Source organism: Pedobacter sp. ISL-64 (genome assembly GCF_018613605.1).
GTDB lineage: Bacteria > Bacteroidota > Bacteroidia > Sphingobacteriales > Sphingobacteriaceae > Pedobacter.
Genome location: NZ_JAGGPU010000030.1, coordinates 1 through 15590 on the forward strand (window position 1 = coordinate 1; position 15590 = coordinate 15590).

The window sequence follows — 15590 nt, forward strand, 5'->3', positions numbered from 1 at the left end:
GAATATTCAAACCTAAGGGATAGAAGGGAACCCGATTTTTCATCGGGTGGGATGATAGCAGGACTACCGGATCCAAAATGCTGCTGAAACTGCTTTTCTAAAAAAAAAACTTATTCAATTTAAAGTTCGACCATGTCAGATAGTAATATCTGACATCACAGGAATAGATTTCTCGACTACGTTACACTTCGCTCGAAATGACGATCCCTCAAAACAACAAACTTTTTAAACAAAAAAGCCGCCCCAAAAAATCGGGACGGCTGTAAAATATTTGGTTTAGTGATTTACCATTTTTTTCTGCGTTCGCCACTGCCACCTTCACGGTTTCCGCCTTCTCTGCGTGGACCACCAGTGTTGCCACCTTTGTCGTCACGGCTACGTCCAGAGAAATCTCTGAAACCGCCACCGCTATTTCCGCCTTCACGTCTTCCGCTACCACCACCTGAGCTTTTTCTATCGCCGCCGCCACGGTAACCACCGCCACCGCCGCTTCTGCGTTCGCCGCCGAAACCTCCGCCGCCGCTACGTCTTTCACCGCCACCGCGTCTTTCGCCACCGCCAGCACCTTCGCCGCGACCACTATCTCCGCTTTTTTCGATCCGTACCTGACGGCCGTTAAATTCAACTGCTTTAAAGCCTTCGAAAACTGTATCAGCAACAGCATCTTCCACTTCAAAGAAAGAGAAAACACCTTTTAAATCGATTTTACCAACACTTTTGCCGCCAATTTTACCGTTGTTACAAATAAATGATAGCATATCGCCACGGGTAAACTCATCTACCGAACCTAAGTTGATAAATAAACGAGTGTAACCTTCGCTACCACGTCCGCGTCCAGCACGTTCGCCACGCTCACCTCTTTCACCACGATCATCACCAACTGCTGCGTTTAAATCAGGTGCTTTAGAATAGTAATCTAAGAAACGGTTAAATTCTAACGAAGCAAAACGTTTGATCACATCCTCTTTAGATAAATCTTTAAATTCATCCATAATACGAGGAATGTACTGATCAATTTGCTCCACATTAACTTCTACGTTATGTACTTTATGTACTAAAGAGAATAATTGTTTTTCACAAACATCAAACCCGGTTGGTAACTCAGCTTTGGTAAATTGTTTACCAATAATACGCTCCAATTGACGGATTTTTCCAACTTCTTTAGAGTTGATGATACAGATCGAAATACCGGTTTTACCAGCACGGCCAGTACGGCCAGAACGGTGGGTATAACTTTCAATCTCATCAGGTAAAGAGTAGTTAATTACGTGCGTTACACCGCTTACATCGATACCACGGGCAGCAACATCAGTAGCAATTAACAATTGCATGTTACGCTCACGGAAACGTTGCATTACTTTATCACGTTGTTGCTGCGATAAATCGCCGTGTAAGGCATCCGCATTGTAACCATCTTTAATTAAATGCTCGGCAACATCTTGTGTATCCAATTTGGTTTTACAAAATACTACAGCAAAAATTTCAGGGTTAAAATCTACAATACGTTTTAAGGCAGCGTATTTATCACGGGCACGAACAATATAATATTCGTGTTCGATGTTTACGTTACCAGTATTTTTTGTGCCCATAGTTAATTCTACAGGGTTATCCATATAGTTTTTAGCTATACGGCGAACTTCTGCAGGCATGGTAGCCGAGAATAACCAGGTTTTTTTGTCATCAGGAGTAGTTGATAAAATGTCGTTAATGTCGTCCTGGAAACCCATGTTCAACATCTCGTCAGCTTCATCAAGCACAACATATTTAACTGAAGAAAAATCAATGGCTTTACGGCCAATGATATCCAACATACGGCCGGGCGTGGCCACTACAATCTGTACGCCTTGGCGTATTTCGCGTAGTTGTTGCATAATGTTCGCACCACCGTAAACGGCAACTACGTGGGCATTAGCAATGTTTTTAGAAAAGTTTTTAAGGTCGTTAGTGATTTGTAAACATAACTCACGGGTAGGGCATAAAATCAATGCCTGTGGTTTGTTAATTTTAAAATCGATTAGTTCTAACAGCGGCAAACCAAATGCGGCTGTTTTTCCTGTTCCTGTTTGGGCCAAACCAACAAAATCATTAGTGCCTTCTAACAGTACAGGAATACTTTGCTCCTGAATAGGTGTTGGAGTTTCAAATCCAAGATCCTTTACGGCATTAACGACGTCATCACTTATCCCCAATAATTGAAATGGGTTTGTCATTCGTCTTTTTATTTTTAATTGAGCCGCAAAGGTAAGGTTAATATTTCGTATTTCACAGATAATCAAGTAAATAGTTTTTTAAGCTAAATATTTGAAAATAAGGAAGTAACAGTAGATGTAAGATGGATGATGGAAAAGGTAGGGTGTAGAAGGTTTAAATTGAGGTCGTGATTGCAACAAGAACATGTGTTTTTTGTTTGGAAAGCGGCTGCAGTTGTGCTTAGGTTACCTCAGTCCCGTTTTCTGTTTCAATCTTTTTCAAACCTTTCAGGTTTTAAAAAGGATTTTCACGCCAACCGGGTTTAGGTGGCGGGGCAAAAGCAGCTATTTGCGTTTGTTTTTGAATAGCCATTTGGGCAGTTCATCCGTTATAATTGCGGGAGCGAAAATATCGTTATGGGCCAGATCGTCGAACTCCCAGAACCTGATTTTGTTGTTATGGCTTAGTTCTTTAAAAAACTGCTCATCGCTGTTGAAGGGATTTTCAGTATCTATATTTCCGTGTATCAACCAAATTGGAATGTTCGTGAGTGTTTTTACTTTGTCGAATTGCGGTATGCCGGAAATGCTTATACCTGCAGCAAATAAATCGGGTTTTAATGATAAGGCATTGATCACCGAAGAAGCACCCATCGAAAAGCCGATGAGGTAAATCCTTTTCTCATCAATATTTAAAGTGCTTTTTAAGCTATCAATCAGCTGTAATGCGGTTGTTAAACACGGCTGTGGTACAGAGGTAAGTACATTTCTGCTTTGGTCCATCACGTAATTTGACGATCGCGAAGGGAACTGGGGTGCCAAAATAAAAGCTGGGTATTTTGCCTGTATTTCATCCGTAGCAAATAGTTTTGCCAAAATACCCAGCTGGCTGCTATTGTCGTTTCCAACCGCGTTTGATCCATGAAATACAATTACCAGTGGAAGTTTTCTGTTTGTACTTTTTGGTTTTAATAAACGGTATACAATTGGTGTACCACCAGCGCCTTTGAATAACCCTTTCGTAAAAACATCGGTGTTTAAACCTTTTATTTCGGCTATTCTCTGTTTAAGGTAAATAGAATCAACACTTTTTTCGATTTTGGTTTTTCCAAAAGTATGGATGCTTTTGTTGCATGATAAGATTCCGCAAAGCAAAACTACTAAACAGATATAGTTAACCGCATGATTTATTTTAATCTGCATAGATAGAGGTAATTTTCTGTTAAAATTAAAGAATTAGCGCAACCTTTCAGCCCAGCGTATCAATCTTTCATCCTTGTTAATACCGAAGATGGCAAGAATCAAAAATAAAATAGCGAGTGCGGGCATAAAAGTTACACCAAAATGCAAAACCGGCAATTAGTAATAATGGTCAGCATTGTAATCCTCTTTTGAGCGCATCTACTTTTAAAGTTGAAAATGTTTGCAAAGCAGATTAGTGCCAAAAAATATTTAAAATTAATATTAGATAAATAGCTTTAATCAAACTATTTTGTTTTTTGAGTCGTTAACGGGCCATAATCAGTGCGGTTTCTAAATAGGCCAGGGTGTCCTGAGCTGTCAATTTGGAAACTATATCATCTGCAATATCGTTAAATGCAATCCCCGATTGTTTTGAAGTGGATCCGCGTTTTAGCAAAAAAACTGTTCTCGAAAATGAAAATTTATCATAATCCCCACGGGCAACCCTTACTTCCTGTGTGATAAAGTTGTATCCATTCTGAGTTGGGATAGGAGTTATTGGAGCCCGGTATTTAAAAATCTGATCAATGAGTTGATCGTTGGTTAACACGGTTTTTGGAGAATAGAACAAAATTAAATCTCCGTCTTTTACTACTGTATAGTTTACATTTCCGCCAATAGTTGCCTCGTGGTTAGCTGAAAAAACCAGACTGTTACCATCTGTAACGTAGTGATCTGGTACAATAAAGCTGCTTTCGTTTTTAATAAACTGCTTAATAATATTTTGATCTTTTATTTCACCGTTCGCCGTAAATAAACGTGTTTCTGATTTTTTAACCAGATTTTCTGTTTGTAGCATTAATGGGAAATTTATTTCAGATTTGCTTCCACCTTTTTTGCACGAAAAGAGTAAACAGATAAAAAGAACGATAAATGTGTTTCTGTAAGTCATAAGCGAATTATCTTAACCTTTCGGCCGAGCGGATTAATCTTTCATCTTTATTGATGCCAAAGATAGCCAATACAACGAATAAAATGGCTAATGCAGGTAAGTAAGCTCCAACACCAAAACTAGCACCTTCAATACCGCCAGGTAGTTTTTTGGCATAAATACTGCACCAAAAAGCAAAACCTCCAATTAGTATGATCGAAACAATGGCAATGCGTTTTTGAAAACTTCTTTTTTTATAGTTGAAGATATTCATTAAACAAATAAATGCAACGGCGATATTGGTGATAATTAAAGGTAGAAAAGATTGAACTTTAAGACTTATGCCTGCTTTAATGGTTAAAGTTTGGTATAGCCCGGTGGTATATACCGCTGATTCTGTTCCTGCAACATCTTTTGTGGCGATAGGTAAAAACAACATTAAAATTAAGGTTAATGCTGCTAAAAAAAGCCAGATCGATTGTATTCTTTGTATCATGTTGATTTTAATAATTTAAAGCAAACTTAGATAAAATTGCTTTTGCTTGCAATTTAACTAAACTCATAATTGAGTTTACATCGTTTTTTATATACTTAATTCCAATTTACTGCACAACCTAAATAAAAGGGAACAAGTATTTTTATATCACTTTGGGTAAAAAAGGTATTACATCCAACTGTTCTACGATGGTGGTCTTTTAAATCGATTAACTTTGATAAACCATACCAATAAAACGATTTATGCTGAAAAACTTACTTTTTCTAATTCTCCTGCTTGCTGCAACAAATACCTTTGCACAAGATACCCTTAAATTTGAGCAGGCATTAACGGTAGCAAGTGGTAGCCGCTATGGCCGCGAAGCTGTTTATACCGATTTACTGGCCTGGCAAATGGCGAATGGAAAATTACAGAGGCCCACCGAAAATGGCTTATTTTCTGAAGGAAAAGATGGTCAAAAAGTATTGTGGAAAACAATTAAAGCAGATGCTAATGGTCGTTTTAGCGCATTCTCCAGAAGATCTTTTCAGACTACAAATAATCCCTTTCTAAATCCAGGTAGCATAGATAGAGGCTCTGATTATATCTACATTACCTATACTTCCCCAAAAGAACAAACCGCAATTTTAAATGTAATTGGAGGCAATAGTTTGTTTTTCAATGGTACCCCACACATGGGCGATCCCTATGCGTCGGCTTATATGAATATTCCGGTTCAATTAAAAAAAGGTGTAAACGAACTTTTTGTAAAAGGTGCCAGCATATTGCCAATGATCGTTATTAATGCTAAAAAGTTAATCATCCATACAGACGACGTTACTTTACCGAGCATTGTGCTCAATCAGGCAAATGGTGTACTAAAAGGGGCATTAACGGTAAGTAATTCTTCTTTGAAAGATGTTAATGATTTGCATATCAAAACTGTTTTAAATGGTAAACAGCAGGAAGTGGCCATTTCGCGCATCGCCAAACTGAGCATGAGGAAGGTGATTTTTGAGTTAGATGCAAGTACCATAACCACACCAGGTAATTATAATCTCGAAATACAACTCTTACAGAACAAAACAAATGTAGATCAGAAAACGATTGTAATTGAAGCTTTAGCCAATTCATCAAGCTATAAACAGACTTTTATCAGTAAAATTGATGGCAGCTTGCAGTATTTCGCAGTTACCCCGCAACTTAACGGCTGGAAACCAAATTCAGCATTATTTCTGTCGGTCCACGGTGCCGGTGTCGAAGCCATTGGTCAGGCGAAAGCCTATAAATCTAAAGATTGGGGAACGGTAGTTGCTGCCACTAACCGCAGGCCACGTGGTTTTAATTGGGAAGATTGGGGTAGACAGGATGCTTTAGAAGTGCTGGCGTTGGCAAAGGATCAGTTTAAACCAAGCGATAAACAGATTTACCTCACCGGCCATTCTATGGGTGGACATGGTACCTGGTTTTTAGGCGCCACTTATCCCGATAAATGGGCTGCTATTGCACCTGCCGCAGGTTATGCTTCGCTTAAAGATTACGGTTCTGCCGATGGGAAAATCCCTGATAGTAGTAAAAATATGGTCGAAAGGATGTTGCTAAGGGCTGGCAACCAGAGCGATGTTCCGAAATTAGTGACTAATTATACACCATTAGGCGTTTATGTTTTGCATGGCGATGCAGATAGGGTAGTGCCTGTTAGTTATGCAAGGCAAATGAAGAAATTGCTTGCTGGTTTTCATGCCGATTTTAGTTATTATGAATATCCAGGTGGCGAGCACTGGTTCGGTGATCAAAGTGTAGACTGGCCGCCTATTTTTAGTTTTTTTAAGTGGCATACTATTGCTGCCGATTCTGCTGTAAACCGCATCGATTTTACCACATCCAGTCCCGGAATTTCGTCTACTTATCGCTGGGCTACTATTTATCAGCAAACGCAGCCTTTACAATATAGTCGCATCATTTTAACAAGAGACAGGAAGCTGTCAACCATTGTTGGTAAAACCGAGAACGTTGCGCTTTTAAAATTGGCTTTAACAGATTTTGCTGTAAAAACACCCATAAAAATTACTTTAGATAGTTTAACAGTTATTAATTATACCACACGAAGCGTTAACGATACCCTGTTTTTAGAGAAAAATAACGATGCATGGCAAATCATCACCAAAATTGATAAAAGAGATAAAAACCCTTTACGATATGGCACATTTAAAGAAGCTTTTAATCATAAAATGGTTTTTGTGGTAGGAACAAACGGTTCTGCAGAAGTCAATCTGGCTAATTTAAATAAAGCCAAATATGATGCTGAAAGTTGGTATTACCGGGGCAATGGAGCTATTGATATCATTATGGATAAAGAATTTTCAGCATCAAAATACCAGGGGCGTAATATTATTTTATATGGAAACTCCGAAAATAATACAGCCTGGAAAAAATTACTTAACCATTGTCCTATACAAGTAAGCAATTCGCAAATAACCACGAAACAACATGTGTTGAAAGGCGATGATTTAGCCGCATATTACATTTGGCCTCAATACGACAATAAACTATTGATAGGCGTAGTGGCCAGTACTGGAGTAAAAGGGATGAAAGCGGCTTATGCCAACCAGTATTTTGCCGGAGGTAGTGGTTTCCCTGATTTTATGATTTTTTCATCTGAGTTACCAAAAGAAGGAAGCAAAGGCATTAAGCTGGCCGGTTTTTACGATAATAAGTGGCAGTTTGACGAGAAAAATACCGCTAAGCCTTAGTTATGGCTACTTATAATAAATGTAGAACGCTTTCCTTCTAAATAAAAGGAAAAAAGTATTTTTGCATCGCTTTGAGTAAAAAAAGGTATTTCATCCAATTGGCTTACGATGGCAGCTTATACCATGGCTGGCAAACACAACCTAATGCAATTACCGTTCAGGAATTGTTAGATAAGGCTATGTCTGTTTTTTTTAGACAGCCCGTCGAAACGTTGGGCTGTGGAAGAACGGATGCAGGCGTGCATGCTACTGATTTTTATGCACACTTTGATGTTGAAGGTGTAGAAGAGGCAAAGGTTTTAAGTGCGGTAACCGGTATTAATGCCATGCTTCCTTATCAAATTGCAGCAAAACGGATTATACCGGTACATGATGATGCCCATGCCCGCTTTGATGCCACTGCCCGTGCTTATAAATATTACCTTCACTTCGAAAAGAATCCTTTCAAACTTAACCGATCGTGGTTGGTTAAAGATAAACTGGATGTAGAAGCAATGAACGAGGCAGCGGCACTATTATTAAATTATACCGATTTTTCGTGTTTTAGTAAATCAAACACGCAAACTTTTACCAATAACTGCAAAATAAGCAAAGCCGTTTTCGAGCGACAGGAAGATGGATTGGTTTTTACCATTCGGGCCGACCGTTTTCTACGCAACATGGTAAGAGCTATTATGGGTACTTTGGTACAGATCGGTAAAAAAGAAATAAATTTAACAGATTTTAAAGCAATAATAGAAAGTAAAAACCGCAGTAAGGCCGGGCAATCGGTACCTGCTTGTGGTTTGTACTTAGTGAAGATAGAATACCCTTATATAAGGTAGGAGGTTAAAGGTGTAAGGTAAAAGGTTTGACGACCGCTTTACAAGATAAACTTTTCCTTTTTTGAAATTTGTGTAAGATACGTAGGGCCTTAAACCCTAAACCTTACACCTTAAACCATAAGCATGGCAGTTACAGGCGACGTATACAACACCGGATTACTGAAACGTATTTTTCAATACGTAAAGCCTTACCGTGCCATTTTTGTGTGGTCGGTTATTTTAACCATTCTGCTTGCGGCCATTTCTCCGGTCCGTCCGTTTTTAATTAAGTATACACTCGATCATTATATTTTAACCGGAAATTATTCTGGCCTGGTGAGTATGACCATGTTGATGATCTTTATGTTGATCTTACAAACTTTGATTCAATATAACCACACGCTTTTAACCAATACATTAGGTCAATCGGTTATCCGCGATCTTCGGATCAATGTTTTTAACCACATTACAAAACTCCGCCTAAAATTCTTCGATAAAACGCCCATCGGACAATTAATTACCAGAACTGTTTCCGATTTGGAAACTATTGCCGATATTTTTTCGGAAGGTTTAATCTCGATGATAGGCGATAGTTTGCAGGTGGTGGTGATTGTTTGCGTAATGTTATATACCGATTGGCAATTGAGTTTAGTAGTGCTTTTGCCCATTCCATTGTTGATCATTGCTACCCGGAAATTCCAGAAAGCGATTAAAGTGGCTTTCCAGGAAATTAGGAATGAGGTTTCTAACCTGAATACTTTTTTGCAGGAACACATTACGGGTGTATCTATTGTGCAGTATTTTGCCAGGGAGAAACAGGAATATAGAAAATTCTACGCCATTAACAAGCGCTATCGTGATGCTAATATCCGTTCTAACTGGTATTATTCTATCTTTTTTCCCGTAGTGGAGTTAATCTCGGCCATGTCGTTAGGTTTGTTGGTGTGGTATGGCGCAAAAAGTATTCTTTCCAAACCGTTGGATGTAACGCCTGGAACCATTACACAGTTTATTATGTACCTGGGTATGGTGTTTACACCGATCCGCCAGTTGGCCGATAAGTTTAATACGCTGCAGATGGGAATGGTGGGTGCCGAACGTGTTTTTAAAGTTTTAGATACTGATGAAGCTACGCCAAATACGGGGACGCAAAAGCCAGCCAAATTAGACGGAAATATTAAATTCGAAAAGGTTTGGTTTGCCTATAATGACGAAAACTACGTGCTGAAAGACCTTACATTCGAAGTGAAGGCTGGCGAAACTGTTGCTTTGGTAGGTGCAACAGGTGCTGGTAAATCTTCTACCATTAATATCCTGAACCGTTTTTACGAAGTGAAAAAGGGAGATATCACCGTAGATGGCATTCATATTGAAGATTTTGATCTGGATTACTTAAGAAGCCACATTGCCACCGTACTTCAGGATGTTTTCTTGTTTTCGGATACCATTTTAAACAACATTACATTAAATAACCCCCAAATTACCATCGAAGAAGTGGTGAATGCTGCCAAAAAAGTTGGTGCGCACGATTTTATCGAACGTTTACCGGGTGGCTATCAATATAATGTGATGGAAAGAGGTGCTACACTCTCAGCTGGTCAGGCCCAGTTGATTTCGTTTATCCGTGCCCTCGTGCATAATCCGGCTATTTTGGTTTTAGATGAGGCCACTTCATCAGTTGATACCGAAACAGAATTATTGATCCAGAAGGCTATTGATAACTTAATGGAAGGCCGTACCTCAATTGTAATTGCCCACCGTTTATCGACCATTCAAAAGGCCGATCAGATTATTGTGCTAGATAAGGGTGAGATTAAGGAAAAAGGCACACATCAACAGCTGTTAAAATTAAATGGCTACTATAAAAAGCTTTACGATCTGCAGTTCTCATCCAAAGGGATAGCTAAAGTTTAAATATATTTATTCTCAAGGATTTTCTTAATTTAACGGCTTCTTAAACCCAATAGGAAGATGAAACGGTTAAAATTACTTGCCTTGTTCTTGTTTTCGGCTTTAGCCTTGCAGGTTTCTGCACAGCAGAAAAATTATGTAATGGTGATTCACGGTGGTGCCGGTACCATTCTCAAAAAGAACATGAGTCCCGAAAAAGAGGCTGCTTATATCGCTGCCTTAACTAAAGCATTAAATGCAGGTTATGCAGAAATTGAAGCAGGTAAATCGAGCCTCGATGCTGTTGAAGCAGCCATTCACGTTTTAGAAAACGATCCACATTTTAATGCTGGCAAAGGTGCTGTTTTTACACATGATGGCAGAAATGAGCTCGACGCCGCAATAATGGATGGAAAAACCTTAATGGCGGGATCCGTTGCGGGGGTAACTACCATAAAAAATCCAATTTCTGCTGCCAGAGCTGTGATGGAAAAATCGGAGCATGTAATGATGGTTGGCGCCGGTGCCGATCAGTTTGCAAAAGAGGTCGGATTGGAAATCGTAGATCCTAAATATTTCTGGACTAAGGAACGTTGGGATGGCTTACAACAGGCTATTAAAGAAGATTCTACCAAAGCGGTTTTAGATCATGGAAGTAAAAAATCGGAATTATTTGGAATTAAAAACCACGATTACAAATTCGGCACGGTGGGTTGTGTAGCTTTAGATAAGGCTGGAAACCTGGCAGCGGGAACTTCAACCGGTGGTATGACGAACAAAAAATACGGACGTGTGGGCGATGCACCAATTATAGGGGCGGGTACCTACTGCAATAATGAAACAGCAGGTATTTCCTGTACCGGCTGGGGCGAGTTTTATATCCGTAATGTGGTGGCAAAAACCATTTCCGATTTAATGGAATATAAGGGCTTATCTGTTGCAGAGGCATCGAAAATTGCCTTAGATAAAGTAGGTAAAATGGGAGGCGACGGTGGTTTAATTGCTTTAGATAAAAAAGGAAATATGACTATGCCCTTTAATACCGAGGGAATGTATAGAGGTGCAATTACTGCCGACGGAAAAATTGAAGTCAGTATTTATAAATAAAATTATTTTAAGCTTACTGTCTGTTCATTATTCAATAGCAAGCCAAAACACCTAAAAAAATAAAGATGACATTTATAGAATTTGTAAAAAAAGTATTCTCCAATTTAACCTTTCAGGTTATCCTTGCCATCATAATAGGAATTAATGTTGGGATTTTCTTCCCCGGTTTTGCACCTACAGCTAAATTGATCAGTGAGGGTTTTATCAACCTGATTAGCATGTTAATTGCACCAATTATATTCTTTACTATTGTTTTAGGTATTGCTCACATGGGCGATATGAAAAAAGTAGGCAGAGTAGGAGGCAAAGCATTATTGTATTTCGAAATTGTAAGTACAGTAGCTATTGCAATTGGTTTAGTGGTAGCCAATGTTTTAAAGCCAGGTGCCGGAATGATAACTAAGGCTAGCGATGCTACAAAAATTGTAGGTTATGCCGAGCAGGCTAAAGATATGAACTGGGCAGAATTCTTTCTGCATATTATCCCGCATAATGTGATTGCAGCTTTTGCTGAAGGAAACATTTTACAGATTTTGCTGTTTGCCATTCTTTTTGGTTATGGTTTAAATAAATTGGGTGGAGAGGGAACAAGCGTATTAAATGCCTTCGATAAAATATCGAAAGTGCTCTTCAAAATTATGAAGGTGATTATGCGTTTAGCGCCAATTGGGGCTTTCGGAGGAATGGCCTTCAGCATTGGTACGCATGGTTTGGAAAGTATAGTGGGCATGGCTAAACTGATGGGCTCAGTTTATTTAACCTGCATCTTGTTCATTTTTATTGTTTTAAACGGAATTTGCCGCTACTATAACTTTAGCTTGTGGGCTTACCTGAAGTATATCCGACAGGAAATTTTAATTGTACTGGGTACTTCTTCTTCCGAATCGGCACTGCCAAGCATGATGCAGAAAATGGAAGCTATTGGGTGCGATAAATCGGTTGTTGGTTTGGTTATCCCTACCGGCTATTCTTTTAATCTTGATGGAACGGCAATTTACCTGGCCATGGCCGTTATATTTCTTTGTCAGGTTTTTCATGTCGACTTATCCTTAGGTCAGCAGATTACAGTTTTAGGTGTGCTCATGGTTACTTCTAAAGGTGCAGCTGGGGTAACGGGGAGCGGCTTTATTGTTTTGGTATCAACCTTAACCGCTTTGAAAATTATGCCGATAGAACATATCTCCATATTAATTGGTGTAGACCGTTTTATGAGCGAAGCAAGGGCTATAACCAATGTAATCGGAAACGGCGTGGCCACCATAGTAATTGCTAAAAGTGAAAAGCAGTTTGATGAGGCAAAGTATCAGAAAGCTATTCAGCCTGCAATGATAGAAAAAGCAGAGGAGGTGTAGTTTGGAGCTATCCTGTCGAAGCGTCACCCTGTCCCGATTCATCGGGATCAGGGGCTTAATAGCAGGAAAGATGCTGACCACGGAGTAGCTACAAGGCAGTTGAAAATACTGTCTCTACTTGTAAAATAAATTCAGCATGACGAACGCTCCGAAACCCCTTCTGCCCTCAGCCTTCACACCTTCAATCTTTTTTATGTACCTTTGTGCTAGAAACATGCACACAGCTTGTTTAATTAATCCACAGCACATTGGCTCAAGAAGAACAAAATAACCGCAAGGAAAAAAGCGAGTTACACCCACGCAACAAACACCGTTCGCGTTACAATTTCAAACAACTTATTGCAACCTCAAAAGAATTAAAACGTTTCGTTTTTAAAAACGAACACAATGATGATTCTATCGATTTTGCTGATCAAAGTGCCGTTAAAGCACTTAATAGGGCATTGTTGAAATATTTTTATAACATTTCACAGTGGGATATCCCTCAGGATTTTCTTTGTCCGCCTATTCCGGGCCGGGCCGATTATATTCACTATGTTGCCGATCTATTAGGGTCAAGCAATAAAGGTAAAAACCCTAAAGGAGCTAATATTAATGTATTGGATGTTGGTGTAGGTGCAAACTGTATTTACCCCATCATTGGTCACCAGGAATATGGCTGGAGTTTCGTAGGTTCTGAGATCGATCCACTTTCGGTCGATTCGGCTAAGCGCATTATCGAAGCCAATAAGCCATTACAAGGGGCAGTAGAAATCCGTCAGCAATCTTCAAAAATGGGTATTTTTAGAGGTATTGTAGGTGGTAAAGAAAGGTTCGATGCCGTGGTTTGTAACCCGCCGTTTCACGCTTCTTTAAAAGAAGCCGAGCAAGGTACCCGTCAGAAATGGCGTAACCTGGGCGGAAATGAAAAGGAAGTAAAACACGTATTAAACTTTGGTGGTAACAAGGCCGAGCTTTGGTGCCCAGGCGGTGAGCGTGCCTTTGTAGAACAGATGATTATCCAGAGCGAGCAGATCAAAAATCAGGTTTTATGGTTTACCTCATTGGTATCAAAAAGTGCCAACTTAAAAAGTATCTATAGTGCATTGGTTAAAGCAAATGCTTTTGAGGTAACCACCGTGCAAATGAGCCAGGGGCAAAAAATAAGCCGTTTCGTAGCATGGACTTTCCATGACGAAGCTGCACAGGCTGAGTGGGTAAAAGCCTGGAAAACTGAACCAAAACCTAAATCAGATAGTCCTAAAGCTGAAGCTAAAAGTCTTTAGTCTGATAATCTGATAAATAGCAAAGCAAAGCCGGATTAACGATTAAAGTTAGCCCGGCTTTTCGTTTTTAGGGTTATGATACGGGAAAAGCCAAGCTACATTGTGCATTTATCATCTGAAATCAGCGGGAATAAATATGTTTAAATGGTTCCCACAGATTACAAGGATGCTCGCAGATTTTGCAACTATAGAACCGTCAATCGAGAACTGTAAACTGCCGATTGATTAACTGGTCTTTGCCTCGAAAATATACCCAGCCAAAGCAGTTACTGCCATGGCAACCGTTCCCCAGAAACAAATCCGTAATATCCCTTTAATCATACTAGAGCCTCCTGCTTTTGCTGCAATTGCCCCCGACAAGGCAAGGAACACAATAGCGAAACCGTATTGATAAAACACCATTGATTTTATTGGCGCAAGAAAAGCAACTAAAAAAGGTAAAATACCGCCGGTAATAAAGGAGGCTCCAGATGCAAAAGCAGCTTGAAGCGGTTTGGGTTGTGTAATTTCGTTAATACCCAGTTCATCTCTGGCATGTGTGCCTAAGGCATCTTTTTCGGTTAATTTTATGGCTACCTGCATGGCCAGATCTTCATCAAGCCCCTGCGCAACATATATCTTAGCGAGTTCTTTCAGTTCCAATTCGGGCATCGTTTCGAGTTCTATTTTCTCGCGTGCAAGATCTGCTTTTTCAATATCGGACTGAGAACTTACCGAAACATATTCTCCAGCTGCCATGGATAATGCTCCGGCAACCAACCCCGCTAGTGCCGCCAATACGATCGGACTTCTGGTATCACTCGCTGCGGCAATACCGATAACTAAACTGGCTGTAGAAATAATGCCGTCATTGGCCCCAAGTACAGCAGCCCTTAGCCAGCCCGTTCTATTGGTATAATGTTTTTCTAATTCCATTTTTGGTTATCTGTTCTCTAGTTGTAATGTTCACCGTCCCCCTTTGAAGGGGGCAGGGGGATGAAAAATAGCGCTATCCTTCCCTTATCCCTTCCAAAGGGGCAGGAAATGGCTTAGGTTCGAATATCATCATTTCTTCTCGTAAACAATCATAATAGTCAAATCATTACCGGCATTTGGGGCAATACCATGCGAGCTACCTGGGCGGGTTAAAATGGCATCACCAGGTTTAACCGCAAAAGTTTTTCCATTCATCTGCATGGTTCCGTTTCCGCTGAGTACGTAATAAATCTCATCTTCTTTTTGCAAATGGTATCCGATAGAGGAGCCCGATTTTAAAGTTCTTTTTCGGAATGCTGTTTTAAGATTTTTGGCATCACTAAAAAAGTTAAAACCAATGGTTTTGCCCCCGCCGTTATGCGTACCGGGTTCCTCTTTGGCTACTTCAATATCGTTTTGGAGGATGTATTTGCTGGTATCGGTACTTTGTGCGCTGGCCTTAACTGAAATAAAGGTTGAAACAAAAATGGTTACGATTGGGATTAGCTTCTTGATCATATACGTTTTATAATTGGCTTAAGTTTTGTCTGGGTTTTTAGACTTTCCGCTCAAAAGGTAAATTTAAGCGTTTTGCCTGGATGTTGCCACAAGCACCAGCACTTTGTTACTAAACCCGATCGCAGTGGTCCCGACTTTACGTCGGGAGGAACGGAGAGGTACTGTCTTTA

At 39.8% G+C, this 15590-nt stretch carries 13 protein-coding genes; 6 read left to right on the forward strand and 7 right to left on the reverse strand.

Features of this window, described 5'->3' with window-relative positions; genetic code table 11:
- Nucleotides 1-284: 284 nt before the first annotated feature.
- The 5 genes from J7E57_RS25745 to J7E57_RS25765 all read right to left on the reverse strand — a co-directional run bounded on the left by J7E57_RS25745 (nt 285) and on the right by J7E57_RS25765 (nt 4798).
- A complete protein-coding gene (locus J7E57_RS25745) occupies nt 285-2210 on the reverse strand; it encodes a DEAD/DEAH box helicase (RefSeq protein WP_215132377.1) in 1926 nt (641 codons plus the stop codon).
- 324 nt (nt 2211-2534) lie between these two features.
- Nucleotides 2535-3392: an alpha/beta hydrolase-fold protein gene (locus J7E57_RS25750; RefSeq protein WP_215132376.1), complete on the reverse strand. Its 858-nt coding sequence runs from the start codon at nt 3390-3392 to the stop codon at nt 2535-2537.
- A gap of 33 nt (nt 3393-3425) precedes the next feature.
- Nucleotides 3426-3518: a DUF4293 family protein gene (locus J7E57_RS27555; protein WP_215132375.1), complete on the reverse strand. Its 93-nt coding sequence runs from the start codon at nt 3516-3518 to the stop codon at nt 3426-3428.
- 178 nt (nt 3519-3696) lie between these two features.
- Nucleotides 3697-4230: a hypothetical protein gene (locus J7E57_RS25760; RefSeq protein WP_215132373.1), complete on the reverse strand. Its 534-nt coding sequence runs from the start codon at nt 4228-4230 to the stop codon at nt 3697-3699.
- Between the two features lie 100 nt (nt 4231-4330).
- Complete coding sequence (locus tag J7E57_RS25765) at nt 4331-4798, reverse strand: DUF4293 domain-containing protein (protein WP_215132372.1); 468 nt, start codon at nt 4796-4798, stop codon at nt 4331-4333.
- A 242-nt stretch (nt 4799-5040) separates the two neighbouring features.
- Between J7E57_RS25765 and J7E57_RS25770 the strand changes: the two genes are divergently transcribed.
- The 6 genes from J7E57_RS25770 to rlmF all read left to right on the forward strand — a co-directional run bounded on the left by J7E57_RS25770 (nt 5041) and on the right by rlmF (nt 13947).
- Nucleotides 5041-7530, forward strand: a complete 2490-nt coding sequence (locus J7E57_RS25770) for a prolyl oligopeptidase family serine peptidase (RefSeq protein ID WP_251030035.1) — start codon at nt 5041-5043, stop codon at nt 7528-7530.
- A gap of 71 nt (nt 7531-7601) precedes the next feature.
- Nucleotides 7602-8354 carry a tRNA pseudouridine(38-40) synthase TruA gene (gene truA / locus J7E57_RS25775; RefSeq protein WP_215132371.1) on the forward strand — a complete coding sequence of 251 codons (753 nt, stop codon included), beginning with the start codon at nt 7602-7604 and terminating at the stop codon, nt 8352-8354.
- A 123-nt stretch (nt 8355-8477) separates the two neighbouring features.
- Nucleotides 8478-10247, forward strand: a complete 1770-nt coding sequence (locus tag J7E57_RS25780; protein ID WP_215132368.1) for an ABC transporter ATP-binding protein — start codon at nt 8478-8480, stop codon at nt 10245-10247.
- Nucleotides 10248-10304: 57 nt separating this feature from the next.
- A complete protein-coding gene (locus tag J7E57_RS25785) occupies nt 10305-11330 on the forward strand; it encodes an isoaspartyl peptidase/L-asparaginase family protein (RefSeq protein WP_215132367.1) in 1026 nt (341 codons plus the stop codon).
- A gap of 65 nt (nt 11331-11395) precedes the next feature.
- Nucleotides 11396-12682 carry a C4-dicarboxylate transporter DctA gene (gene dctA, locus J7E57_RS25790; RefSeq protein WP_215132366.1) on the forward strand — a complete coding sequence of 429 codons (1287 nt, stop codon included), beginning with the start codon at nt 11396-11398 and terminating at the stop codon, nt 12680-12682.
- Nucleotides 12683-12930: 248 nt separating this feature from the next.
- Nucleotides 12931-13947: a 23S rRNA (adenine(1618)-N(6))-methyltransferase RlmF gene (rlmF, locus tag J7E57_RS25795; RefSeq protein ID WP_215132363.1), complete on the forward strand. Its 1017-nt coding sequence runs from the start codon at nt 12931-12933 to the stop codon at nt 13945-13947.
- A 225-nt stretch (nt 13948-14172) separates the two neighbouring features.
- Here the strand turns inward: rlmF and J7E57_RS25800 are convergent, their stop codons facing one another.
- Together J7E57_RS25800 and J7E57_RS25805 are read right to left on the reverse strand one after the other, a co-directional pair.
- On the reverse strand, nt 14173-14862 hold the full coding sequence (locus J7E57_RS25800) for a VIT family protein (protein ID WP_215132361.1): 690 nt from the start codon (nt 14860-14862) through the stop codon (nt 14173-14175).
- 129 nt (nt 14863-14991) lie between these two features.
- On the reverse strand, nt 14992-15420 hold the full coding sequence (locus tag J7E57_RS25805) for a cupin domain-containing protein (protein ID WP_251030036.1): 429 nt from the start codon (nt 15418-15420) through the stop codon (nt 14992-14994).
- Between the last annotated feature and the right edge of the window lie 170 nt (nt 15421-15590).